Annotated in this window: 22 protein-coding genes; 20 read left to right on the top strand and 2 right to left on the bottom strand. The window is 68.5% G+C overall.

Annotation, left to right across the window (positions count from 1 at the left end):
- Positions 1-24: 24 nt before the first annotated feature.
- From DDQ50_RS17530 to DDQ50_RS13335, 14 genes are all read left to right on the top strand, one after another.
- A complete protein-coding gene (locus tag DDQ50_RS17530; RefSeq protein WP_240614427.1) occupies positions 25-1290 on the top strand; it encodes an FtsW/RodA/SpoVE family cell cycle protein in 1266 nt (421 codons plus the stop codon).
- Entirely contained in the window at positions 1287-2384 is a 1098-nt protein-coding gene (locus tag DDQ50_RS13395; protein WP_116757190.1) for a UDP-N-acetylglucosamine--N-acetylmuramyl-(pentapeptide) pyrophosphoryl-undecaprenol N-acetylglucosamine transferase, read from the top strand. The genes DDQ50_RS17530 and DDQ50_RS13395 overlap by 4 nt, the downstream gene beginning before the upstream one ends.
- A gap of 5 nt (positions 2385-2389) precedes the next feature.
- Positions 2390-3823, top strand: coding sequence for a UDP-N-acetylmuramate--L-alanine ligase (murC, locus tag DDQ50_RS13390; protein ID WP_116757189.1), 1434 nt, complete (start codon positions 2390-2392; stop codon positions 3821-3823).
- Positions 3820-4821, top strand: coding sequence for a cell division protein FtsQ/DivIB (locus DDQ50_RS13385; RefSeq protein WP_240614390.1), 1002 nt, complete (start codon positions 3820-3822; stop codon positions 4819-4821). The genes murC and DDQ50_RS13385 overlap by 4 nt, the downstream gene beginning before the upstream one ends.
- A 302-nt stretch (positions 4822-5123) precedes the next feature.
- Positions 5124-6284: a cell division protein FtsZ gene (ftsZ, locus tag DDQ50_RS13380; protein ID WP_116757188.1), complete on the top strand. Its 1161-nt coding sequence runs from the start codon at positions 5124-5126 to the stop codon at positions 6282-6284.
- Between the two features lie 31 nt (positions 6285-6315).
- Positions 6316-7005, top strand: a complete 690-nt coding sequence (locus DDQ50_RS13375) for a YggS family pyridoxal phosphate-dependent enzyme (RefSeq protein WP_116757187.1) — start codon at positions 6316-6318, stop codon at positions 7003-7005.
- Between the two features lie 33 nt (positions 7006-7038).
- Positions 7039-7506 carry a cell division protein SepF gene (locus DDQ50_RS13370; RefSeq protein ID WP_116757186.1) on the top strand — a complete coding sequence of 156 codons (468 nt, stop codon included), beginning with the start codon at positions 7039-7041 and terminating at the stop codon, positions 7504-7506.
- A 73-nt stretch (positions 7507-7579) separates the two neighbouring features.
- Positions 7580-7888, top strand: a complete 309-nt coding sequence (locus tag DDQ50_RS13365; RefSeq protein WP_377940121.1) for a YggT family protein — start codon at positions 7580-7582, stop codon at positions 7886-7888.
- 124 nt (positions 7889-8012) lie between these two features.
- Complete coding sequence (locus tag DDQ50_RS13360; protein WP_116757185.1) at positions 8013-8693, top strand: DivIVA domain-containing protein; 681 nt, start codon at positions 8013-8015, stop codon at positions 8691-8693.
- Positions 8680-9339: a signal peptidase II gene (gene lspA / locus DDQ50_RS13355; RefSeq protein ID WP_338065161.1), complete on the top strand. Its 660-nt coding sequence runs from the start codon at positions 8680-8682 to the stop codon at positions 9337-9339. Before DDQ50_RS13360 ends, lspA begins: the two co-directional genes overlap by 14 nt.
- 11 nt (positions 9340-9350) lie before the next feature.
- Positions 9351-10274 carry an RluA family pseudouridine synthase gene (locus DDQ50_RS13350; protein WP_116757184.1) on the top strand — a complete coding sequence of 308 codons (924 nt, stop codon included), beginning with the start codon at positions 9351-9353 and terminating at the stop codon, positions 10272-10274.
- 56 nt (positions 10275-10330) lie between these two features.
- Positions 10331-10924: a GNAT family N-acetyltransferase gene (locus DDQ50_RS13345; protein ID WP_116757183.1), complete on the top strand. Its 594-nt coding sequence runs from the start codon at positions 10331-10333 to the stop codon at positions 10922-10924.
- An 87-nt stretch (positions 10925-11011) separates the two neighbouring features.
- Complete coding sequence (gene dnaE / locus DDQ50_RS13340; RefSeq protein WP_276308403.1) at positions 11012-14524, top strand: DNA polymerase III subunit alpha; 3513 nt, start codon at positions 11012-11014, stop codon at positions 14522-14524.
- Between the two features lie 100 nt (positions 14525-14624).
- Positions 14625-14969: a hypothetical protein gene (locus tag DDQ50_RS13335; RefSeq protein ID WP_116757182.1), complete on the top strand. Its 345-nt coding sequence runs from the start codon at positions 14625-14627 to the stop codon at positions 14967-14969.
- Positions 14970-15041: 72 nt separating this feature from the next.
- Here the strand turns inward: DDQ50_RS13335 and DDQ50_RS13330 are convergent, their stop codons facing one another.
- Positions 15042-15542: a flavin reductase family protein gene (locus tag DDQ50_RS13330; protein WP_116757181.1), complete on the bottom strand. Its 501-nt coding sequence runs from the start codon at positions 15540-15542 to the stop codon at positions 15042-15044.
- A gap of 108 nt (positions 15543-15650) precedes the next feature.
- Between DDQ50_RS13330 and hisD the strand changes: the two genes are divergently transcribed.
- The 3 genes from hisD to DDQ50_RS13315 are packed head-to-tail and all read left to right on the top strand — an operon-like array spanning position 15651 to position 18584.
- Positions 15651-16955 carry a histidinol dehydrogenase gene (gene hisD, locus DDQ50_RS13325; protein WP_116757180.1) on the top strand — a complete coding sequence of 435 codons (1305 nt, stop codon included), beginning with the start codon at positions 15651-15653 and terminating at the stop codon, positions 16953-16955.
- 49 nt (positions 16956-17004) lie between these two features.
- Complete coding sequence (gene nrdR / locus DDQ50_RS13320) at positions 17005-17520, top strand: transcriptional regulator NrdR (protein ID WP_116757179.1); 516 nt, start codon at positions 17005-17007, stop codon at positions 17518-17520.
- Positions 17517-18584, top strand: coding sequence for a quinone-dependent dihydroorotate dehydrogenase (locus tag DDQ50_RS13315; protein WP_276308413.1), 1068 nt, complete (start codon positions 17517-17519; stop codon positions 18582-18584). The genes nrdR and DDQ50_RS13315 overlap by 4 nt, the downstream gene beginning before the upstream one ends.
- 65 nt (positions 18585-18649) lie before the next feature.
- Here DDQ50_RS13315 and DDQ50_RS13310 read toward each other — a convergent pair whose 3' ends face one another.
- On the bottom strand, positions 18650-19252 hold the full coding sequence (locus DDQ50_RS13310; RefSeq protein WP_116757177.1) for a DUF3043 domain-containing protein: 603 nt from the start codon (positions 19250-19252) through the stop codon (positions 18650-18652).
- A gap of 39 nt (positions 19253-19291) precedes the next feature.
- On the opposite strand from DDQ50_RS13310, the gene DDQ50_RS13305 reads away from it, so the two are divergent.
- The 3 genes from DDQ50_RS13305 (at position 19292) to ctaC (ending at position 22463) form a co-directional block, all read left to right on the top strand.
- Complete coding sequence (locus DDQ50_RS13305; RefSeq protein ID WP_116757176.1) at positions 19292-20731, top strand: dipeptidase; 1440 nt, start codon at positions 19292-19294, stop codon at positions 20729-20731.
- Between the two features lie 93 nt (positions 20732-20824).
- The gene (locus DDQ50_RS13300; RefSeq protein WP_116757175.1) at positions 20825-21190 is read left to right on the top strand and encodes a HesB/IscA family protein; all 366 of its coding nucleotides are present in this window, start codon (positions 20825-20827) and stop codon (positions 21188-21190) included.
- A 367-nt stretch (positions 21191-21557) separates the two neighbouring features.
- Positions 21558-22463 carry an aa3-type cytochrome oxidase subunit II gene (ctaC, locus tag DDQ50_RS13295; RefSeq protein WP_116757174.1) on the top strand — a complete coding sequence of 302 codons (906 nt, stop codon included), beginning with the start codon at positions 21558-21560 and terminating at the stop codon, positions 22461-22463.
- The last annotated feature ends 1 nt before the right edge of the window (position 22464 follow it).

The raw sequence follows: 22464 nt of genomic DNA, 5'->3' as shown, positions 1-22464 counted from the left end.
CCGGTCCGTTCCCCGCGCGCCGGACTGCTCCGATCCGGCTTCCGCCGGCCGACTCTGACGGCGGCCGCGACCGACGGGCCCGAGAACCGCGGCCTCGCCGCCCGCTTCGTGCTCGGCAAGGCCTTCGTCTCCGAGGGCGCCAACTACTTCCTGCTTCTCGGCATCACCCTCTTCCTCGTGGCCTTCGGCCTCGTCATGGTGCTCTCGTCGTCATCGGTGGAGTCGTTCGCGAACGGCAACAGCGCCTTCGCCGACTTCCTCACTCAGGGCGGCGCCGCGGTGCTCGCCCTTCCGGCGATGCTGGCGATCTCGATCATCCCCGCGCGCTGGTGGCCGCGGCTCTCGGTGATCGTGCTCGTCGGCGCGGTCGCCGGCCAGCTGCTCGTCTTCACCGGGCTCGGCTACGAGTACGGCGGGAACCGGAACTGGCTCGACCTCGGCTTCGTCAACGTGCAGCCGTCGGAGTTCTCGAAGCTCGCGCTCGCGCTGTGGCTCGGCAAGTTCCTCGCGGACCGGCGCGGGAGCCTCTCCGACTGGCGGAGGGTTCTCGTCCCCGCCCTCATCGTGTCGGCGATCCCCATCGTCCTCGTCCTCCGCGGAGGCGACCTCGGAACCGCGATCATCCTCGCCACCATCGTGCTGGCGGCGCTCTTCTTCGGCGGGGTGCCTCTGCGTCAGCTCGGCCTGGTGCTCGTCATCGCCGCACCGCTCGCCATCGCGTTCTCGCTCACCAGCGCCTCGCGGTCCGAGCGGATCCAGTCCTGGCTCAGCGGGTGCAGCCAGGACTACGCGAACGCGTGCTGGCAGATCACCCACGGCACGTGGGCTCTCGCGGCCGGCGGTGTGTTCGGTGTCGGACTCGGCAATTCGAAGGCCAAATGGTCGTGGCTGCCCGAGGCGGACAACGACTTCATCTTCGCGGTGGTGGGGGAGGAGCTCGGTCTCGTGGGCGCTGTCACCGTCCTCATCCTCTTCGTCGTCCTCGCCGTCGTGTTCACCCGCATCGTCAGTCAGTCGGCGCCCGGGGGCATGGGGCGGATCACGGTCGCCGCCGTGGGAACCTGGATCGTGTCCCAAGCCCTCGTCAACATCGGAGTCATCCTGGGCGTCTTCCCCGTCCTCGGCGTCCCACTCCCGCTCATATCCTCCGGAGGCACGGCGCTCATCGTGTCGATGCTGGCGATCGGAGTCGCCCTGTCCTTCGCCCGAGTGCCGGGTTCCGCGCTCCTCGACCACGTGCCCGCGAACCCTCGCGTCCGGCCGGGGCGCGCCGCGCGGCCCGTCTCGTGACGGTATGGCTGCTGGCCGGCGGTGGGACGGCCGGCCACGTCAATCCGCTGCTCGCCGTCGCCGACACGCTGCGCCGTCGCGCACCGGGTGACGAGGTGCTCGTCCTCGGCACCCGAGAGGGTCTCGAAGCCCGACTGGTGCCCGAGCGCGGGTACGAGCTGGTGCCCATCCCGCGATTGCCGTTCCCTCGGCGTCCCGATCTCGCGGCGTTGCGCTTCGGCCCGGCCTTCAATCAGACAGTGCGCGAACTCACCCGGACCCTCACCGAGCGCGGCGTCGATGTCGTCGCCGGTTTCGGCGGGTACGCGGCCGCCCCGGCCTACCTCGCGGCCAAGCGGGCGCGACTGCCTCTCGCGCTGCACGAGGCGAATGCCCGGCCGGGTCTCGCCAACCGACTCGGCGCCCGGCTGACCGATTCGGTCGGCGTCGCATTCGCGGGGACCCCGCTGCGAGGCGCCCGCGTCGTCGGCATGCCGCTCCGGCGCGAGATCGAGACCCTCGATCGATCCTCGATGCGTCCCGAGGCCCTGAGCTTCTTCGGTCTCGACCCCGATCGTCCTGTTCTGCTCGTCACGGGAGGCTCGCTCGGTGCCCGGCGCATCAACGCGACGATCCTCGAGTCCGCGCCCGACATCCTCGCCGCCGGCTGGTCGATCCTGCACATCGTCGGCGGTCGCGCGGAGGTCTCCGATCCCCACCTGGCCGACTACCGCATGCTGGAGTACTGCGACCGCATGGATCTGGCCCTCGCCGCCGCCGATTTCGCCGTGTCGCGGGCGGGTGCGGCCACGGTGAGCGAGCTGACAGCGCTCGGCGTCCCCGCCGTCTACGTGCCCTATCCGGTCGGCAACGGCGAGCAGCGCTTCAACGCGCGCGGCGTCGTCGGATCCGGGGGAGCAGTGCTCGTCGAGGACGCCTCGTTCCTTCCGGGCCAGGTCCGGCGGGACCTGATCCCGCTCCTGGCCGACCGTCAGCGCATCGACGCCATGGCCGTCGCGTCGGCCGCACACGGTGTGCTCGACGGCGCCGACCGCACCGCCGACCTGCTCGAGGAAGCACTCGCGGGATCCGCCTCCCGGCGGAGCCTAGGGTAGAGCCCGTGCCGATCAAGCCCGACCTCTCACTCGTCCTGCCCGCCGATCCCGGAGCCGTCCACTTCGTCGGAATCGGCGGATCCGGAATGAGCGGCATCGCCCGCATGTTCCTCGAGGCCGGTTACACCGTCTCCGGTTCCGACCGTGACGAGGGCCCCTACCTGCAGCCTCTGCGCGACCTCGGCGCCCGCATCAGCGTCGGGCACGACGCAGCGAACATCGAGGGCGCCGACACCCTCGTCGTCACGAGCGCGCTCTGGGAGGACAACCCCGAGTACGTCGCCGCACGCGCCGCAGGCATCCCGGTCCTGCACCGATCCCAAGCGCTCAAGTGGCTGACGCTGGGCAAGCGGGTCGTCTCGGTCGCCGGAGCCCACGGCAAGACCACCTCGGCGGGCATGATCATCACCGCTCTCCTCGAGCTCGACGCCCAGCCGAGCTTCGTCAACGGCGGCGTCATCTCCAAAGTCGGCACGAGCGCCGCCACGGGGGCGAGCGACCTGTTCGTCATCGAGGCGGACGAGTCCGACGGGTCGTTCCTGCTCTACGACACCGCCATCGCCCTCATCACGAACGTCGACTCGGATCATCTCGACCACTACGGCAGCATCGGAGCCTTCGATGCGGCTTTCGGGATCTTCGCCGATCGCGCATCCGAGCTCGTGGTGCTCTCATCCGACGACTCGGGCACCCAGCGCATCCGCGAGCTGATCCAGAACAAGAACCTCTTCACGTTCGGCGAGAGCGCGGAGGCCGATGTGCGCGTGCACTCGATCGACGCACGCGAGACGGTGAGCTTCGTCGTCTCCTGGAACGGGGCCGACTATCCCGTGAGCATCGGCGTCGCGGGCCGGCACAACGCCATCAACGCCACCGGAGCGTTCGCCGTGCTCGTCGGCCTCGGACACGACCCCGTTGCCGTGGCGCGGGCACTGTCCGCGTTCGGCGGGACCAAGCGCCGATTCGAGTTCAAGGGCGAGCGGCGGGGAGTGCGGGTCTTCGACGACTACGCGCATCACCCCTCGGAAGCCGCCGCCGCTCTCGCCACCGCGCGCAGCGTCGTCGGTGGCGGGCGGGTCATCGCCGTCCACCAGCCGCACCTGTTCAGCCGCACCCAGCTCATGTCGCCCCAGTTCGCGAGCGTCTACGAGGAGCTCGCCGACCACACGATCGTCCTCGACGTCGACGGTGCGCGCGAGGATCCCGTACCCGGGGTGAGCGGGGCGCTCGTCAGTGCGGAGTTCGTCGACCAGACCAGGGTCGACTTCCTACCCGACTGGCAGACCGCCGCGGACCGCGTCGCCGAGATCGCCCGCGACGGCGACATCGTCATGACCCTCAGCTGCGGATCGGTCTATCGGATCGTCCCGCAGCTGCTCGATGCGCTCGAGACGGGCACCGGTCCCGACGGCGACGACCCGGGAGGTCGTGCCGCGTGAAGCGCCCCGCCGGATTCGAGCGGCCGGGTGGTCATGACGGCGGCCAGACCGGGGGCCGACCCGCAGCCGGCTCCCGTACGCCGTCAGGCGGCGCAGGAGGGCGCCTGACGGGTGCACGACCAGGTGCAGGTCGCCCGACCCCTCCCGATGCTCACACGCCCCGCGCACGAGAGGCATCGCCGAGGTCCGACGTCGCGTCCGCGCGCGAGACCGCGAGGATCGCAGCCTCCGCCGAGCGGAGCGCGCGCCGCGACCTGCGTCGAGCGCGCCGGCTCCGCAAGCGAGGCGAGAAGGCCGAGGTCCGCCGCTTCACGACCCGACAGCGGCGTGCACGCATCACCCTGCTCGTCTCGGTCGCCGTGATCGGATCGCTGGCGGGGGTCGTCGCGCTGGGCGCGTTCTCGCCGCTGTTCGCGCTGCGGGAGATCACGGTCGAGGGAGCCTCGCGGATCCCTCCCGCGGACATCGTCGCCGCACTCGACGACCAGATGGGCACCCCGCTGCCGCTCGTGGACTTCTCCGAGGTCGAGACCGAGTTGAAGGGCTTCCCCCTCATCCAGAGCTACGTGACGGAGAGCAGGCCCCCGGGCACCCTCCTCGTCCGGATCGTCGAGCGGACCCCCGTCGGCGTTGTCCAGACCGCGAGCGGCTTCGACCTCGTCGACTCCGCGGGTGTCACGGTCGAGTCGGCGGCCGAGCGCATCCCGGGCTATCCGCTGATCGACCTGCCGAGCGGCGATTTCTCCTCGGTCCCGTTCACGGCGGCGGCCTCGGTCCTGGTGGCGCTCCCCGCCGAGCTGCTGGCCCAGGTGGACTCGATCTCGGCGAAGACGGTCGACGACGTCACCCTGGGTCTGACGACCGGCCAGAAGGTCGTCTGGGGCGACGCGGCGGATTCGGCGAGGAAGGCCCAGCACCTGACCCGTCTGCTCGCGCAGCACCCCACCGATGTCACGGAATACGACGTCTCGTCGCCCGGCGTCGGAATCATCCGCTGATCCGCAGCCGTCTCGGGCCCGCGCGGCCCAGCTGTCGCCGAACCATGCCGAGTCGGTGATCACGGCCGCAACGGCTACGGCAAGCTTGCGTACTTGATCTACGGCGACCATGACGGCGCTTCAACCTCTGCCCGAACCTTCCTGTCAGCGGATGGGTGCAGGCTCAGGTGAGAAGTCCGACACGCGGCGCGCCTGCTGACAGAGGTGCTCCACCCGCGTACGGTCGGCACAGAAGAAATGCATACCGCGCATAACTTTAACCCTCAACTCGAACTTTAGAGTTTCCAGGAGCAGAAGACGTGATGTCCAACAACCAGAACTACCTGGCCGTGATCAAGGTCGTCGGCGTCGGTGGCGGCGGCGTGAACGCCGTGAATCGCATGATCGAACTCGGGCTGCGCGGTGTCGAGTTCGTCGCGATCAACACCGACGCCCAGGCGCTTCTGCTGAGCGACGCAGACGTGAAGCTCGATGTCGGCCGCGAGCTGACTCGCGGCCTCGGCGCCGGAGCCGACCCCGAGGTCGGCCGCCGCGCGGCGGAAGACCACGCGGAGGAGATCGAGGAGGCGCTCGCGGGCGCCGACATGGTCTTCGTGACCGCGGGCGAGGGCGGCGGAACCGGAACCGGTGGTGCACCCGTCGTCGCGCGCATCGCGAAGTCGATCGGCGCGCTCACCATCGGTGTGGTCACCAAGCCGTTCGCCTTCGAGGGCAAGCGCCGCCAGTCGCAGGCCGAGCGCGGTGTCGACGCCCTGAAGAACGAGGTCGACACACTCATCGTCGTCCCCAACGATCGTCTCCTCGAGATCAGCGACCGCGGCATCAGCATCATGGAGGCCTTCCAGACCGCCGACCAGGTGCTCCTCGCCGGTGTCCAGGGCATCACCGACCTCATCACGACCCCCGGCCTCATCAACCTCGACTTCGCCGACGTGAAGTCCGTCATGCAGGGCGCGGGCTCGGCGCTGATGGGCATCGGTTCGGCCCGGGGCGCCGACCGCGCCATCAAGGCCGCGGAGCTCGCGGTCGCATCCCCCCTGCTCGAGGCCAGCATCGACGGTGCGCACGGAGTGCTGCTCAGCATCCAGGGCGGATCGAACCTCGGAATCTTCGAGATCAACGACGCGGCCAAGCTCGTGCAGGAGGCCGTCCACCCCGAGGCGAACATCATCTTCGGTGCCGTCATCGACGACACGCTCGGCGACGAGGTCCGCGTGACCGTCATCGCCGCAGGTTTCGACGGCGGGGAGCCGAACGCCTCCCGCGAGGGCCGGCGCACCAACTTCGTCGACGCCGCTGCGCCGACGACGGGCGGCGTGGCGACCGCGGCCGCCGTCGATGGCGCGACCGGCTCGCAGGAATGGGCGGTCGTCGCCGAGACGACGACCCTCACCCAGACGACGGACTTCGAAGCCGATTACGACGACGACGACGACCTGGACATCCCCGACTTCCTCAAGTGATCGGCTCTCATCGAATGACTGGCTACCGCGCATGATCGGCGTCACCCGGGACACCGGGCCCCTCGCCGTGCGCATCGCGTCGATCGCGGAGCGCGTCGAGCGCGCCGCCGACGCCGCCGGTCGCGATGCGAGCGAGATCACGACGGTCGTCGTGACGAAGTTCCAGCCGGTCGAGCTCCTCGAGGACCTTTACTCGCTCGGCGTGCGCGACTTCGGGGAGAGCCGGCACCAGGAGGCAAAGGAGAAGGCCGCGGCCCTGCCGGGGGACATCCGCTGGCATTTCGTCGGCCAGCTCCAGAGCAAGAAGGCCCGTGCGGTCCGCGAGTACGCGAGTGTCATCCACTCGGTCGACAGGATCAGCCTGGTGGACGCGCTCGCATCCGACGACCTCGACGTGGGCGTCTTCGCGCAGATCAATCTGACGGACGATCCGGCTCGAGGGGGAGTGGCGCCCTCCGGTCTGGACGAACTGGTCGAGTCCATCCAGGCCGCGCCGGGCATGAGACTGAAAGGCGTGATGGCCGTTCCGCCGCTCGAAGAGGACCCGGCCAGGTCCTACGCCCGGCTTCGAGAGCTGTCGGAGCGGGTGATGCGGGCCGCTCCAACCGCGAGTGCGATCTCGGCGGGCATGTCAGGGGATTTCGAGCAGGCCGTTTCGGCGGGTGCGACACACCTAAGGATCGGAACGGCAATCACGGGCGAGCGGACGAGGGGGGCCTAATGTCGAACCCTGAAGCCACCCCGGAGGTCCTGAATGTCCAATCCCATCCGAAAGACCATGGTCTACCTCGGTCTCGCCGACGAAGACTACGAGTACGAAGAGCAGCAGACGGAGGCGCCCGCAGCCCCCGCGCAGCACCAGCCCGCGCCCGCCAGCACGCAGCGCGCCACGGTCACTGCTCTGCCCAAGCGCCAGTCGCGCGTCGTCGCCGTCCCGCCGCCCGCTGAGATGAACGAGATCCTCACAGTCCACCCGCGTCAGTACAAGGACGCCCAGGTGATCGCCGAGAGCTTCCGCGATGGTGTTCCCGTCATCATCAATCTCTCGCAGATGTCCGAGGCGGACGCACGCCGTCTGATCGACTTCGCCAGCGGCCTGTCGCAGGGCCTCTACGGCAAGATCGAACGAGTCACCAACAAGGTCTTCCTGCTCTCTCCCGCGCACGTCGCCGTGTCGGGCGAGTCGGTCGAGGGTGATATCGAAGCGTCGTTCGGTCACTGACGAAGCGTCGTCCGGCGCACGCCCCTGAGCGTGCGCCGATCTTCGCCGTCGTGCCGTCTGATTGGATAGACCCGTGACCGCCTCGTTGACCCCTCTGGCGATCGTCGGACTCGTTCTCTATCTGGCGTTCCTGGCCTACTTCTTCGTGATGTGGGCGCGGTTCGCTCTCGATCTCGTCCAATCGTTCTCCCGCAACTGGCGGCCCCGTGGATTCCTCCTCGTGGTCGCCGAAGTGGTCTACACGCTCACGGATCCGCCGATCCGTTTCTTCCGCAGGATCATCCCGCCGCTGCGCGTCGGTCCCGTCGCACTCGACTTCGGCTGGAGCATCACGATGCTCCTCGTCATCGTCGGAATGTACGTCGCTACCCGAATCGGCTGACCGGCTCGCTATCCTGTTCCGAGAGAGCGAAACGCACGCGCCCGGTCCAGGTGGGAAACCTCGTGGCGCGATACCGTTGAGCGAAGTTCTGACATTCCCGAGTTCTTTAGAAGGTGGCAAAGACATGGCGCTCACGCCGGAAGACGTCGTCAACAAGCGATTCCAGCCGACCAAATTCCGCGAGGGCTACGACCAGGACGAGGTCGATGACTTCCTCGACGAGGTCGTCGTCGAGCTGCGCCGTCTCGGGCAGGAGAACGAAGATCTCCGCCAGCGACTGATCGCGAGCGAGTCCCGCATCGCCGAGCTGCAGCGCAGCGGCAACTCGGCTCCCGCGGCAGCCGCCCCGGCGCCCGAGCAGGTGGCGGCGCCTCAGCCCGCTCCCGTTCAGCAGACCGGGTCGCTCCCGTACCCGTCGTCCACGGTCGACGCCAGCTCGATCGATCCGACGAACACCAACAACCTGCTGCAGCTCGCCCGCCGCCTCCACGAGGAGCACGTGCGCGAGGGCATCGAGAAGCGCGACGCGCTCATCGCAGAGGGGCACGCGACCGCAGCCCGTGTCGTGGCGGAGGCCGAGGCCAAGCAGCGTTCGCAGATCTCCGGTCTCGACCAGGAGCGAGCGCTCCTCGAGCACCGCATCGACGAGCTGCGCAGCTTCGAGCGCGAATACCGCCAGAAGCTCAAGGGCTACATCGAGGGGCAGCTCCGCGAGCTCGACTCGACGAACATCGTGAACACCGGCAATTACGGCAACCTCAACGTGAGTCAGCCCCCGAGCTTCCAGGCTTTTGGTCAGTCCTGACCAGGCCGACGACGCCCGCCCCGACGAGAGCTCGACCCCCGGGTCGAAGCGGGGAGGGGTCAGCGCGCGAGCGCTGATCCTCCTCTTCCTCGTCGCGGTGGGCGTCTTCGCTCTCGACCAGCTCGCCAAGGTCTGGGTCGTCGCCAACCTCACCCCCGGTGCCTCCGTCGACGTGCTGGGCGAGATCCTGCGATTCCAGTTCGTCCGCAACTCCGGTGCCGCGTTCTCGCTTGCGAGCGGCTCCACCTGGATCTTCTCGATCATCGCCGCGTCCGTTGCGGTGTTCATCGTCTGGTTCGCCCGCAGGATCCGCTCCATCGCCTGGGCGACGCTGTTCGGGCTCCTCCTCGGAGGCACGCTCGGCAACCTCTTCGACCGTCTGTTCCGTGAACCCGGCTTCGGACTCGGACACGTCGTCGACTTCATCAACATCTGGATGTTCCCGGCGATCTTCAACCTCGCCGACGTCGCGATCGTCTCGAGCATGGGTCTGTTCATCATCCTGACCCTGCGTGGCGTCAGCCTCGACGGCACCCGCAGCATCGCCCGCCGCAGGGCGTCCGCGCCGTCGGATGCCGATGGCGGCCCGATCAGCCCCGAGCCGGCTCCGCGCACCGGCGACACGGGGGCCTCCGGCTCGGTCTGAGCCGCACCCCCATGAGCCAGTCACGCAGCCTTCCGGTCCCCGACGGCCTCGACGATTCACGCGTCGACGCCGCTCTCGCCAAACTCCTCGGCTTCTCCCGCACGATGGCCGCCGAGATCGCCGAGTCGGGCGGGGTGTCGATGGACGGGCGCACGCTCGGCAAGTCCGATCGACTGCGCGCCGGTTCATGGCTCGAGGTGGAGTGGCAGGAGAAGTCCGAGCCGACGATCGTCCCGGTCGTGGTGCCCGACCTCGGCATCGTGTACGACGACGATGACATCGTCGTCGTCGACAAGCCCGTCGGGGTGGCGGCCCATCCGTCTCCCGGCTGGACCGGACCCACCGTGCTCGGGGCGCTTGCCGGTGCGGGGTTCCGGATCAGCACCTCGGGTGCTGCGGAGCGCGCCGGGATCGTGCACCGCCTCGATGCCGGCACCAGCGGGCTGATGGTCGTCGCCAAGAGCGAGACCGCCTACACGGCTCTCAAGCGCGCCTTCAAGGAGCGCGAGGTCGACAAGATCTACCACGCCGTGGTCCAGGGGCATCCCGATCCGTTCGCCGGAACCATCGACGCTTCGATCGGTCGGCATCCCCGCTCCGATTGGAAGTTCGCCGTGACCGCAGACGGCAAGCCGTCGGTCACCCACTACGAGACGCTCGAGGCGTTCCGTGCGGCCACGCTGCTCGAGGTCACCCTCGAGACCGGACGCACCCACCAGATCCGGGTGCACATGGCCGCCCAGCGCCACCCGTGCGTGGGCGACGCGATGTACGGGGCCGATACCGCCCTCTCGGCGCGGCTCGGTCTCACCCGGCAGTGGCTGCACGCCATGCGCCTCGGTTTCCGCCACCCTTCGACGGGGGAGTGGGTGCAGTTCGAGAGCACCTACCCCGCCGACCTGCGCCACGCGCTCGACGTGCTCGAAGCCGACTGACCGGACGCACTCGTCGCCCCTGGCGGATGTCGGAGGTCGGCGGCAGGCTGGGAGGCATGTCGTTCGACGTGCGCCCCGCGGCGGTCTTCGATGACGTCCGTCAGATCATCGGGCCGAGGCACCCCGGCGCCAACGTGTGCTGGTGCCTCAGCTACCGCATCCCCTCCGCTGAGAACAACGCGCTCACAGGCCCCGACCGGGGCCGCCTGGTCGAGAAGTTGTGCGATCGTGCCGTCGCGCCGGGAGTTCTGGCATACGAAGGCGACACGCCCGTCGGATGGGCGGGCGTCGCACCCCGCCGTGAGCTGAACAGTTTCGCCAGGAGTCGCAAGATCCCGCACGTCGACGACCTCGACGTCTGGACCATCTGGTGCTTCCGAACCCGAGCGGGCAACCGCGGCCGGGGCATCGCGCGGGCTCTGCTGAGCGGCGCGATCGACTTCGCACGACGCAACGGGGCGCCCGCCGTCGAGGGGTATCCGGTCGACAACAAGGGCGAGAGAGTCGACCTGACCATGGCCTACGTCGGTACTCGCAAGCTGTTCGAATCCGCCGGATTCGAGAAGGCCGCCGACACCACGTCGGTGCTCGATGGATTCCCGCGCGTGCTCATGCGACTCGAGCTCCGAGATCCGACCGGCGGCTCGTGAGCCGACTTAGACTCGATGTCCACCCGAAATCCTCGCCGTCCGATCCCGACGGGCGCGCTCCCGGCGTGAGTCTGTAGAAAGCGACAGTTGGCAACCTCCAGCGACTCCTTCGTGCACCTGCACGTGCACAGCGAATACTCCATGCTCGACGGCGCAGCGCGCGTCGGCCCCCTCATCGAGGCGGCGGTCGAGAAGGGCATGCCGGCGATCGCCGTCACCGACCACGGCAATGTGTTCGGTGCCTACGACTTCTGGAAGACCGCGACGGCCGCCGGAATCAAGCCCATCATCGGTACGGAGGCCTACCTCACCCCCGGAACGCACCGCAGTGACAAGACACGCGTGCGCTGGGGCGACGGCGGAGGCGACGACGTGTCCGGCGCCGGCTCGTACACCCACATGACCCTCCTGTCGTCGTCGACGCAGGGCATGCACAACCTGTTCCGCCTCAGCTCGCGGGCCTCCCTCGAGGGCTACTACTTCAAGCCCCGCATGGACCGCGAGCTGCTCAGCCAGTATTCCGACGGCCTCATCGCGACGACGGGCTGCCCGAGCGGGGAGGTGCAGACCCGGCTCCGTCTCGGCCAGTACGAGGAAGCCAAGAAGGCCGCTTCCGACTTCCGCGACATCTTCGGCAAGGAGAACTTCTACGCCGAGATCATGGATCACGGGCTCGGCATCGAGCGGCGCATCATGAGCGACCTGATCCGTCTCGCCAAGGAGCTCGACCTGCCGCTCGTCGCGACCAACGACCTCCACTACACGCACGCTCACGACTCGACCTCGCACGCCGCCCTGCTGTGCGTTCAGTCCGGCACGACGCTCGACGACCCGAACCGATTCAAGTTCGACGCCGACGAGTTCTACCTCAAGTCCGCCGCGGAGATGCGCCAGATCTTCCGTGACCACCCCGAGGCGTGCGACAACACCCTCGCCATCGCGGAGCGGTGCGAGGTCAAGTTCGACACCGAGGCGAACTACATGCCCCGCTTCCCGGTGCCCGAGGGCGAGACCGAGGACAGCTGGCTGATCAAGGAGGTCGAGGAAGGGCTGCACTACCGCTACCCCGACGGCATCTCCTCCGAGGTCCGCGCACGCGCGGAGTACGAGACCCAGGTCATCCTGCAGATGGGATTCCCCGGCTACTTCCTCGTCGTCGCCGACTTCATCAACTGGAGCAAGCGCAACGGCATCCGCGTCGGCCCCGGCCGTGGTTCGGGAGCCGGATCGATGGTCGCCTACGCGATGAAGATCACCGACCTCGACCCGCTCCGGCACGGCCTCATCTTCGAGCGGTTCCTCAATCCCGACCGCGTCTCCATGCCCGACTTCGATGTGGACTTCGACGAACGACGTCGCGGCGAGGTCATCCGCTACGTGACCGAGAAGTACGGTGACGACCGCGTCGCCCAGATCGTCACCTACGGCACCATCAAGGCCAAGCAGGCTCTCAAGGACAGCTCCCGTGTGCTCGGCTTCCCGTTCGGCATGGGGGAGAAGCTCACCAAGGCGATGCCCCCCGGCATCATGGGCAAGGACATCCCGCTCACCGGCATCGTCGACAAGGCGCACGAGCGCTACAAGGAGGCCGCCGACTTCCGCGCCATCCTCGACACCGACGCCGAGGCGCGGACCGTGTTCGACACGGCACTCGGACTCGAGAACCTCAAGCGCCAATGGGGTGTGCACGCGGCGGGCGTGATCATGTCGAGCGAGCCGCTGCTCGACATCATCCCCATCATGAAGCGCGAGCAGGACGGCCAGATCGTCACGCAGTTCGACTATCCGGCCTGCGAGTCGCTCGGCCTGATCAAGATGGACTTCCTCGGGCTCCGCAACCTGACGATCATCGACGACGCCCTCGACAACATCTCCGTCAACCGCGGACACAAGCCGGTGCTCGAAGAGCTCGAGCTCGATGACGTCGAGACCTACCAGCTCCTCGCGCGCGGAGACACGCTCGGGGTCTTCCAGTTCGACGGCGGGCCCATGCGGGCCCTGCTGCGACTGATGAAGCCCGACAACTTCGAGGACATCTCCGCGGTCGGCGCCCTGTACCGGCCGGGCCCCATGGGCGCGAACTCGCACACGAACTACGCGCTGCGCAAGAACGGCATCCAGGAGATCACCCCGATCCACCCCGAACTCGCCGAACCCCTCGACGACGTCCTCGGCACCACCTACGGCCTGATCGTGTATCAGGAGCAGGTCATGTCGATCGCGCAGAAACTCGCGGGCTACTCGCTCGGCCAGGCCGACCTGCTGCGCCGCGCGATGGGCAAGAAGAAGAAGTCCGAGCTGGACAAGCAGTTCGCCGGCTTCAAGGCGGGCATGAACGAGCGCGGATACTCCGACGCCGCGGTCAAGACGCTGTGGGACATCCTGCTCCCGTTCTCGGACTACGCCTTCAACAAGGCGCACTCCGCCGCCTACGGCGTCGTCAGCTACTGGACCGCCTACCTGAAGGCGCACTACCCGGCCGAGTACATGGCCGCGCTGCTCACGAGCGTCGGCGACGCTCGCGACAAGCTCGCGATCTACCTCAACGAGTGCCGGCGCATGAAGATCCAGGTGCTCCCGCCCGACGTGAACGAATCGATCGGCTTCTTCGCCGCCGTCGGCGACGACATCCGCTTCGGTCTCGGCGCGGTCCGCAATGTGGGCTTCAACGTCGTCGAGCTGATCCGCCAGGCCCGTGACGAGAAGGGACGCTTCACGTCCTTCCACGACTTCCTCCGCAAGGTCCCCATCGCTGTCGCGAACAAGCGCACCGTCGAATCGCTCATCAAGGCGGGCGCGTTCGACTCGCTCGGAGCCACCCGGCGCGCGCTGCTCGAGATCCACGAGTCCGCGGTCGAGGCCGCAGTGTCGATCAAGCGCAACGAGGCCAACGGTCAGGTCGACCTGTTCGGCGGGATGTTCGAGTTCGAGGACGAGCCCGACAAGGTGCCCGACCGCCCCGAATGGCAGAAGCGCGAGAAGCTCGCCTTCGAACGGGAGATGCTCGGCCTCTACGTCTCCGACCACCCGCTCGCGGGACTCGAGCTCGAGCTCGCCAAGCACGCGACCAACAACATCGCGGACCTGCTGGTGTCGGAGTCGATCGCCGACGGCGAGACCGTCACGATCGCCGGTCTGCTGACCGAGGTTCAGCATCGCATCGCCCGCAAGTCCGGCAACCAGTACGGACAGGTCGAGGTCGAGGACTTCGGCGGAACGATGACGGTCATGTTCATGGGCAAGGCGTACCAGGAGTTCGCGCCCGCCCTGGCGACCGACACCGTGGTGGTCGTGCGCGGCCGGATCAGTCAGCGCGAGGACAGCGTCAACCTGCACGCGTACAGCGTGTTCACGCCCGACGTCGGCCAGCGAGGCCCGGGCGGACCGCTCACCCTCACTCTGCCCGACGCGAGGGCGACGACCGACACGGTCAAGGCGCTCGGCGATGTGCTCATCAGGCATGCGGGCAGCACCGAGGTGCGGCTCCAGCTCACCAAGGGGCAGACAGCGCGCGTCTTCGAGATCCCGTACACGGTCGATGTGACCGCCGATCTCTACGGCGAGCTCAAGACCCTGCTCGGTCCCGGCTGCCTGGGCTGACCCGGATCCCGCTGCCTTATCCGACCCGTCCGATGGGCGCGGCCGGATCTCCGGCGCGCGGGCATTCCGCTGTCGACCTGACGCGCGTACCGTCGTCGGCATGACGAACCTCGCGGAGAAGTTGGCGGAGAGCCTGAAGAATAACGGCGTCTCACTGAGCTACGGGCCGAAGGAGTCGGTCGACGGCCACGAACTCATCCCGGTCGCCCTGGTCAGCTACGGATTCGGCGGCGGAAGCGGGAGTGGAAGCAGCGGCGGCGACGATTCCGAGGTCGGCGAGGGAGAAGGCGGGGGAGGGGGCGGGCTCTCGATCCCCGTCGGTGCCTACGTCGGCGGCCCCGAGGGTGCCGTCTTCCGGCCGAACGTCGTCGCCGTGCTCGCCGTCTCGATCCCGGTCATCTGGACGCTCGGCAAGGCGATCGCGAGGATCGTCAAAGCAGCCTGACGCCGAGCTGCCCGCTTCAGGCGGTCAGAGCGCCGCGACTGCCTGCACCGGGCGACTCAGCGGGCCGGAAGTTCAGTCGAGCGGTCGCGGGGCGTGGTAGGAGCGCTCGTGGTAGAGCAGAGGCACGTCCTCCTCGCCCAGACCGCCCTGTTCGATCTGGACGGCGATGATCGCGTTGTTCGCGACGGGGACGCGTTCGACGATGCGGCCGACGAGGAACGCGGTCACGTCGCGCAGGATCGGCAGACCGTGGGGGCCCTCGTACCAATGGTCTCCGACGAATCGCTCCGACGCCTCGGCGGCGAGCTTGCGCGCGAGGTGACGGTCGCCGGCGCCGAGGATGTGGATCGCGACGTAGTCCGTGTTCTCGATCGCATGCCAGGCGCTCGCGATCCGCGCCATGTTGAAGGTGGCCAGCGGAGGAACGGCGGCGAGGGAGGCGAGCGAGGTCGCCGTGAATCCGACGGGAGTGCCGTCCGTGTCGCGAGCGGTCACGATCGCGACCCCGGCCGCATGACGGCGGAACGCCTGCTTGAATGCCGCGACGTCGTCAGCGGCGAATGTCTCATCCATCTGCCCTCATTCAACCCCGACAGGCGGGTGCCCTATTCCGCGCGACGCCGTCCCCGTCGCTCCCGTGCCGAAAGGCGCTCACCCGGGCTTCAGTAGACTGGCGGCGCCATGATGCACCTCCTCGATCTCCGCGGGCAAGCGACGACCCGCGCCGAGCTGCTCGCCCTCGTCCCCCGCGCGCAGGTCGACCCCGCCTCGGCGGCGAAGTCCGCCGCGAGCCTCATCGACGAGGTCCGCGTGCGCGGCAGTGCCGCCCTGCTCGATCAGGCCGAGCGGTTCGACGGGATCCGTCCCGAGTCGCTGCGAGTGAGCTCGGAGGACATCGCGGCTGCCGTCGCCGCCCTCGATCCGGGGGTGCGCACCGCTCTCGAGGCTGCGATCGAACGGGTGCGCGAAGGCAGCCGGGCGCAGGTCCCGGGCCCCACTGTCACCGTGGTCGCGGACGGCGCCGAGGTCCGTCAGCGGTTCGTCCCCGTCTCCCGCGTGGGTCTCTACGTACCGGGCGGCAAAGCCGTGTACCCGTCGAGCGTCGTCATGAACGTCGTTCCCGCGCAGGTCGCCGGCGTCGGCTCCATCGCCCTCGTCTCGCCGCCGCAGAAGGCCTTCGGCGGGAGCGTGCACCCTGTCGTGCTCGGAGCCGCAGGACTGCTCGGCATCGACGAGGTCTACGCCATCGGCGGGGCCGGCGCGATCGGGGCGCTCGCCTACGGAGTCCCCGATCTCGGCCTCGACCCCGTGGATGTCATCACGGGTCCCGGCAACGTCTTCGTCGCTGCGGCCAAGCGCCTGGTCGCCGGACGGGTCGGAATCGACTCCGAGGCCGGACCGACGGAGATCCTCGTCCTCGCCGATCGCTCCGCCGATCCGCGCCTCGTCGCTCACGACCTCATCAGCCAGGCGGAGCACGACGAGCTCGCCGCGGCGATCCTCGTGACCGACTCGGAGGAGCTGGCGGATGCCGTCCAGGCCGCACTTCCGGGCCTGGTCGCCGCCACGGCTGCCGCAGGCCGAGTCGAGATCGCACTCACCGGAGTGCAGTCCGCAGTCGTCCTGGTCGACGACCTGGGCGCCGGGGCTGCGTTCAGCAACGCGTACGGACCCGAGCACCTCGAACTGGTGACCGCGGATCCCGAGGCGACTCTCGAGCTGATCGAGAACGCGGGCGCCGTCTTCGTCGGGGAGTCGTCGCCCGTCAGCCTCGGGGACTACCTCGCCGGATCGAATCACGTGCTGCCGACCGGGGGAGCGTCACGCTTCTCATCAGCGCTCGGGGCCCACACATTCCTGCGCTCGCAGCAGGTCGTCAAGTACGACCGGCCCGCCCTGCACGAGGTCGCCGACCGCATCGTGACGCTCGCCGAGGCGGAGGGGCTGCCTGCGCACGGCGAGGCCGTCGCCGCCCGGTTCTCCTAGGGCGGACGAGGGCCCTCGGGCGGGCCCGACGCCGTAGTCTTTACTCACCATGCACTGCCCCTTCTGCCGCAACGCCGACACCAGAGTTGTCGACTCCCGCGTGAGCGACGACGGTCTGTCGATCCGCCGCCGACGCCAGTGCCCCGAGTGCGGCAGACGCTTCAGCACCACCGAGACGGCGAGTCTCAACGTCATCAAGCGCAACGGCGTGCTCGAGCCGTTCAGTCGGGACAAGGTCGTATCCGGGGTGCGCAAGGCATGCCAGGGTCGGCCCGTGACCGACACCGATCTGGCCATGCTCGCTCAGAAGGTCGAGGAGGCCATCCGGGCGACCGGCGCATCGCAGGTCGACGCGAACGACATCGGCCTGTCGATCCTCCCTCCGCTACGAGAGCTCGACGAGGTCGCCTACCTGCGGTTCGCCAGCGTCTATCAGGGCTTCGAGTCCCTCGACGACTTCGAGGAGGCGATCACGCTGCTCCGCGTCGAGAACGAGCAGGAGCGCGAACGTCCGCACACTCACGAGCCCGAGTCCGCTCACCAGACCACCGGCGAGCCGTCCTGAGCGCGCCGGCCGGTCGCCGCCGACCGACACCGTACGAGGTCTTCTTCCGCCTGGTCTTCGCGCGAATGGATCCCGAGCGCGCCCACGGCTTCGCGTATCACGCCATCCGCCTGCTCCCCATTCTCGGAATCGGTTCCGTCGTGTCGCGGTTCACCCGCCCCGACCCGGTTCTCGCCACGCGGGCCCTGGGTCTGTCGTTCCCGTCGCCGTTCGGTCTCGCAGCGGGGTTCGACAAAGAGGCTCGGATCATCAGAGGTCTCGGCCAGCTGGGATTCGGTCACGTCGAGGTCGGCACGATCACCGCGCTCGAGCAGCCGGGCAATCCGCAGCCGCGACTGTTCCGCCTCATCGCCGACCGCGCCGTCATCAACCGCATGGGCTTCAACAACGCCGGCGCGAAAGCGGCGTCCGGCGAACTGCGCGTCGCCCGTCGCCGATCCCACCGTCCCGTCATCGGCGTCAACATCGGCAAGAGCCGGGTCGTCGACCTCGATGCCGCCGCCGCCGATTACCACGAGAGCGCACGCCTGCTCGCGTCGTACGCCGACTATTTGGTGATCAACATCAGCTCGCCCAACACCCCCGGGTTGCGCGCCCTGCACGATCTCGATCGGCTTCAGCCGGTCATCGACGCCGTGCGCAGCGAAGCCGGGTCGGTGCCGCTGCTGGTCAAGATCTCGCCGGATGTCACCGACGAGGATGCGCGTGAACTGGGCGCATTCGCCGTCTCGTCCGGACTCGACGGCGTCATCGCCACCAACACCACCATCGGCCGTTCCGGACTCCGTACCCCCGAGGCCGTCGTGGAGGCCGCCGGAGCAGGCGGTCTCTCAGGTCGCCCCCTCGCCGCGAGATCGATCGAGGTCCTCCGACTGCTCCGCGCAAGTGTTCCCGCCGACTTCTGCATCATCTCCGTCGGGGGAGTGGAGACCGCAGCCGACGTGCAGCGCCGCCTCGACGCCGGCGCCACCCTGGTGCAGGGCTACACCGGCTTCCTCTACCGCGGTCCGTTCTGGGCGCACAGCATCAATCGCGGCCTCGCCCGCATCCGTCGCTCGCACTGAGCCGGAGTCGGTCGCCGAACTCCTCGCGGCGGGCCACCCGCGAACCCGGCGGTGGTTCCGCCGGGTCAGCTGGGGTACTGGCGGCGCTTGACCTGCGGCTTCGGCAGGCGCAGAGCGCGCAGCTGAAGCGCCCGCATCGCCGCGTACCAGCGGAAACCGCGCTCGACGCGGCCCTCACCGAACTTGGCGGTCAGCTTGCGCTGGAGGATGAATCCGAGGATCACGACGTCGATGACGGCGAGCACGAAGAATCCCCACAGCGCGAAGATCGTGTAGGTCTGGATGTACGGATCGGGGATGAGGCTCAGTACGAGCACGACACCCATGATCGGGATCAGGAACTCCCCGATGCCCCAGCGCGCGTCGACCCAGTCGCGGACGAATTTGCGCTGGACGCCTTTGTCGCGGGTGGGGAGGTAGCGGTCCTCACCGGCCGCCATACCGAGCCGTGCGCGCTCGCGGAGGGCTGCCGACTTGGCGCGGGCCTCCTTGGCGGCGAGCCGACGATCGGTCGGGACCAGCGGGCGCCGATTCGCGGCCTCGCGCTCGCTGCGTGTGGGCGTCGGGCGTCCCTTGCCGACGGCTCCGGAGACCTCGTCGTCAGTGACAGGGGTCGTGGGCTGGGCCGTCGTGGTCGACGGTGTCGTGCTGGGGGGCTGCTTGGCCACAGTGAACCTCGTGAATCTCGTCACGAATAGGATAAGCCAATGACGACCACGCCGTCCGATCCGTCCTCCGTCGGCAGTGCCGCGCACCCGGCTGACGAGACGGAGGCCCGTCTCGTCGACACCATCGCCGCCGATTTCTCGGGCAGTGTCGCCGATCTCGCCCGCCTCGTGCGCATCCCGTCGGTGTCCTGGGATGGGTTCGATCCCGAGCACGTCGCGACCAGTGCGACAGCGATCGCGGCTCTCGCCGAATCGACCGGAGTCTTCGAATCGGTGTCGATCGAACGCGTCGCCGTCACGCCCGGCGAGGACGCCCTCGGCCAGCCGGCCGTCCTCGCCCGCAGGCCCGCACGGGGCGGCGCGCCGACCGTCCTCCTCTACGCGCATCACGATGTGCAGCCCGAGGGTGACGAGGCGCTCTGGCAGTCCCCGCCGTTCGAGCCGACCGTGCGGGGGGATCGGCTGTACGGCCGCGGGGCCTCCGACGACAAAGCGGGCGTCATGACGCATATCGCCGCCCTGCGCGCCCTGAACCAGGTTCACGGAGACGACTTCGACCTCGGCGTCGTCCTCTTCGTCGAAGGCGAGGAGGAGTTCGGGTCGCGGTCGTTCGGCAACTTCCTCGCCACCCACCGCGACACCCTGGCCGCCGATGTCATCGTCGTCGCCGACTCCGACAACTGGGACACGGCGACGCCGGCCCTCACCGTCAGCCTGCGCGGCAACGTCACCTTCGTCCTGACCGTCTCCACCCTGGACCACGCCTCGCACTCCGGCATGTTCGGGGGAGCCGCGCCCGACGCGATGCTCGCCACGATCCGGCTCCTCTCCACGCTCTGGAACGAGGACGGAACCGTCGCCGTCGACGGGCTCACCAGCTACTCCGCCATCGACGCCCCCCACTACAAGCCGGAGCTCTTCCGGGAGGAGGCCGCCCTCCTCGATGGAGTCGAACCGCTCGGCGGCGGCGACCTCTACAGCCAGATGTGGTTCCGCCCCGCCATCACCGTCACCGGCATCGATGCGCCGACCGTGCGCAACGCGTCGAACACGCTCAGTCCGCAGATCCGCGTCCGGATCAGCGCACGCATCGCGCCGGGCCAACGCGCTGCCGACGCTCTCGTCGCGCTCCGATCCCACCTCGAGAAGAACGCGCCCTTCGGAGCGCATCTCGCCTTCGATGACATCGACGCGGGCGACCCGTTCCTCGTCGACACCGGCTCCGCCGCGTTCCGACTCGCGTCCCGCGCTCTCGCCGACGGGTGGGGGGCGGAGACCGTGGAGCAGGGCATCGGCGGTTCCATCCCGTTCATCGCCCAGCTGGTCGAGACCTTTCCCGACGCGCAGATCCTCGTCACCGGAGTGGAGGACCCCGACACCCGCGCCCACTCGCCCAACGAGTCCCAGCATCTCGGGGTGCTGAAGCGGGCCATCACCGGCGAAGCTCTCCTGCTCCACCGACTCGCCGGCGGAAGCTGAGAGGCCACCGCCCCGGAGTGGCCGGAAGAAAGTAGACTCGTCACACAAGCGGCGCCGGAAGCTTCCGGGCAGCCCCTCGGAAGGGACCACGAGATGACCGACGTCAGCCTCAGCGAGAAGCCTGCGATCGACACCCACGGTGTCGGCCTCACCGACACCGCAGCCGGCAAAGTCAAGAGCCTCCTCGAGCAGGAAGGACGCGACGACCTCCGTCTCCGCGTCGCAGTCCAGCCCGGTGGCTGCTCCGGTCTCATCTACCAGCTCTACTTCGACGAGCGCCTCCTCGAGGGCGACACGACGCGCGACTTCGACGGCGTCGAGGTTGTCGTCGACCGCATGAGCGTCCCGTACCTCGATGGTGCCTCGATCGACTTCGAGGACACCATCCAGAAGCAGGGCTTCACGATCGACAACCCCAACGCAGCCGGCAGCTGCGCCTGCGGGGACAGCTTCCACTGAGTCACCCTGTCGCGCCGCCTCCGCGGCGCGACAGCTCTTTCCGGGGCGCCCACCCGACGCGGCATTCGAGTGTCGCCGGTTCCGAAGCGCCGTCGGCGGGTCGCGTCGAGGCTCTGCGGCGCCCTTCCGCACGTGCAACGTGCCCTGACATGCTCGCCGCGGACTCGCGCAACCAGACGCCTGAGTTATCCGCGAGCGTCAGCGTCTCCGCAGCCATGTCCCGGTCGCGGAAGGTGCGGCGCAGTGCGGCCATGCTCGACTACAAGAAGTAGAAATTCCTTGGCACCAGCCCTCAATGCACGAAGCTGTTCGCCTCAGGCGATATAGACTGGGGCTTGTTCCGAGGTTGTTTCGCGAGAGGTTCTAGGTGCGTACCAGACGTCGACTCCGATGGGCGGCAGTGCCGCTCGCGGCGACCGTGGCAGTGGTGCTGGCGGGGTGCACCCAGGCCCAGCTGCACGGCTTCCTTCCCGGGTTCCAGGAGGATCAGGAGCCGGTCACCAACCACACGCAGCGCGTGTCGGACCTGTGGGTCGGCTCGTGGGTCGTCCTCCTCGCGGTGGGTGTGATCACGTGGGGACTCATCCTCGCCGCGGCGATCGTGTACCGCCGTCGTCGCGGTCAGACCGGCCTTCCCGTCCAGCTGCGCTACAACATGCCGATCGAGATCTTTTACACGGTCGTGCCGCTGATCCTGGTCCTCGGATTCTTCGCGTTCACCGCGCGTGACCAGGCGGCCATCGAGGCCCGCGACCCCAACCCCGACGTCACGATCGAGGCGTACGGCAAGCAGTGGGCCTGGGACTTCAACTACCTCGACGAGGACGTCTACACGCAAGGCGTGCAGGGCGAGGAAGAGGCTCGCGACCGCTCGGGCGACGGCGTCGACTACGACAAGCTCCCCGTCCTGGTCCTCCCGGTCAACAAGTCGATCGAGATCCAGCTCAAGTCGCGCGACGTCATCCACTCGTTCTGGGTCATCGACTTCCTTTACAAGAAGGACATGATCCCGGGCAAGACCAACTACATGACGGTCACCCCGACCCGCGAGGGCACCTACCAGGGCAAGTGCGCCGAGCTGTGCGGCGACTACCACGCCCAGATGCTGTTCACGGTGAAGGTCGTCTCCGAGGACGAGTACGAGGCCTACATCGAGTCTCTGCGCGACCAGGGCTTCGAAGGCCGTGTCGGCGACGAGTTCAACCGCAACCTCAACGAGCCCGGCAACACGGCTCCCGACGGATCCGACGCTCCCGCGTCGCTAGTGGAGTAGA

It is taken from the genome of Amnibacterium flavum (assembly GCF_003097495.1).
GTDB lineage: Bacteria > Actinomycetota > Actinomycetes > Actinomycetales > Microbacteriaceae > Naasia > Naasia flava.
Note: the sequence above shows the minus strand (reverse complement) of the source record. Positions and strands in the feature narration are given on the sequence as shown.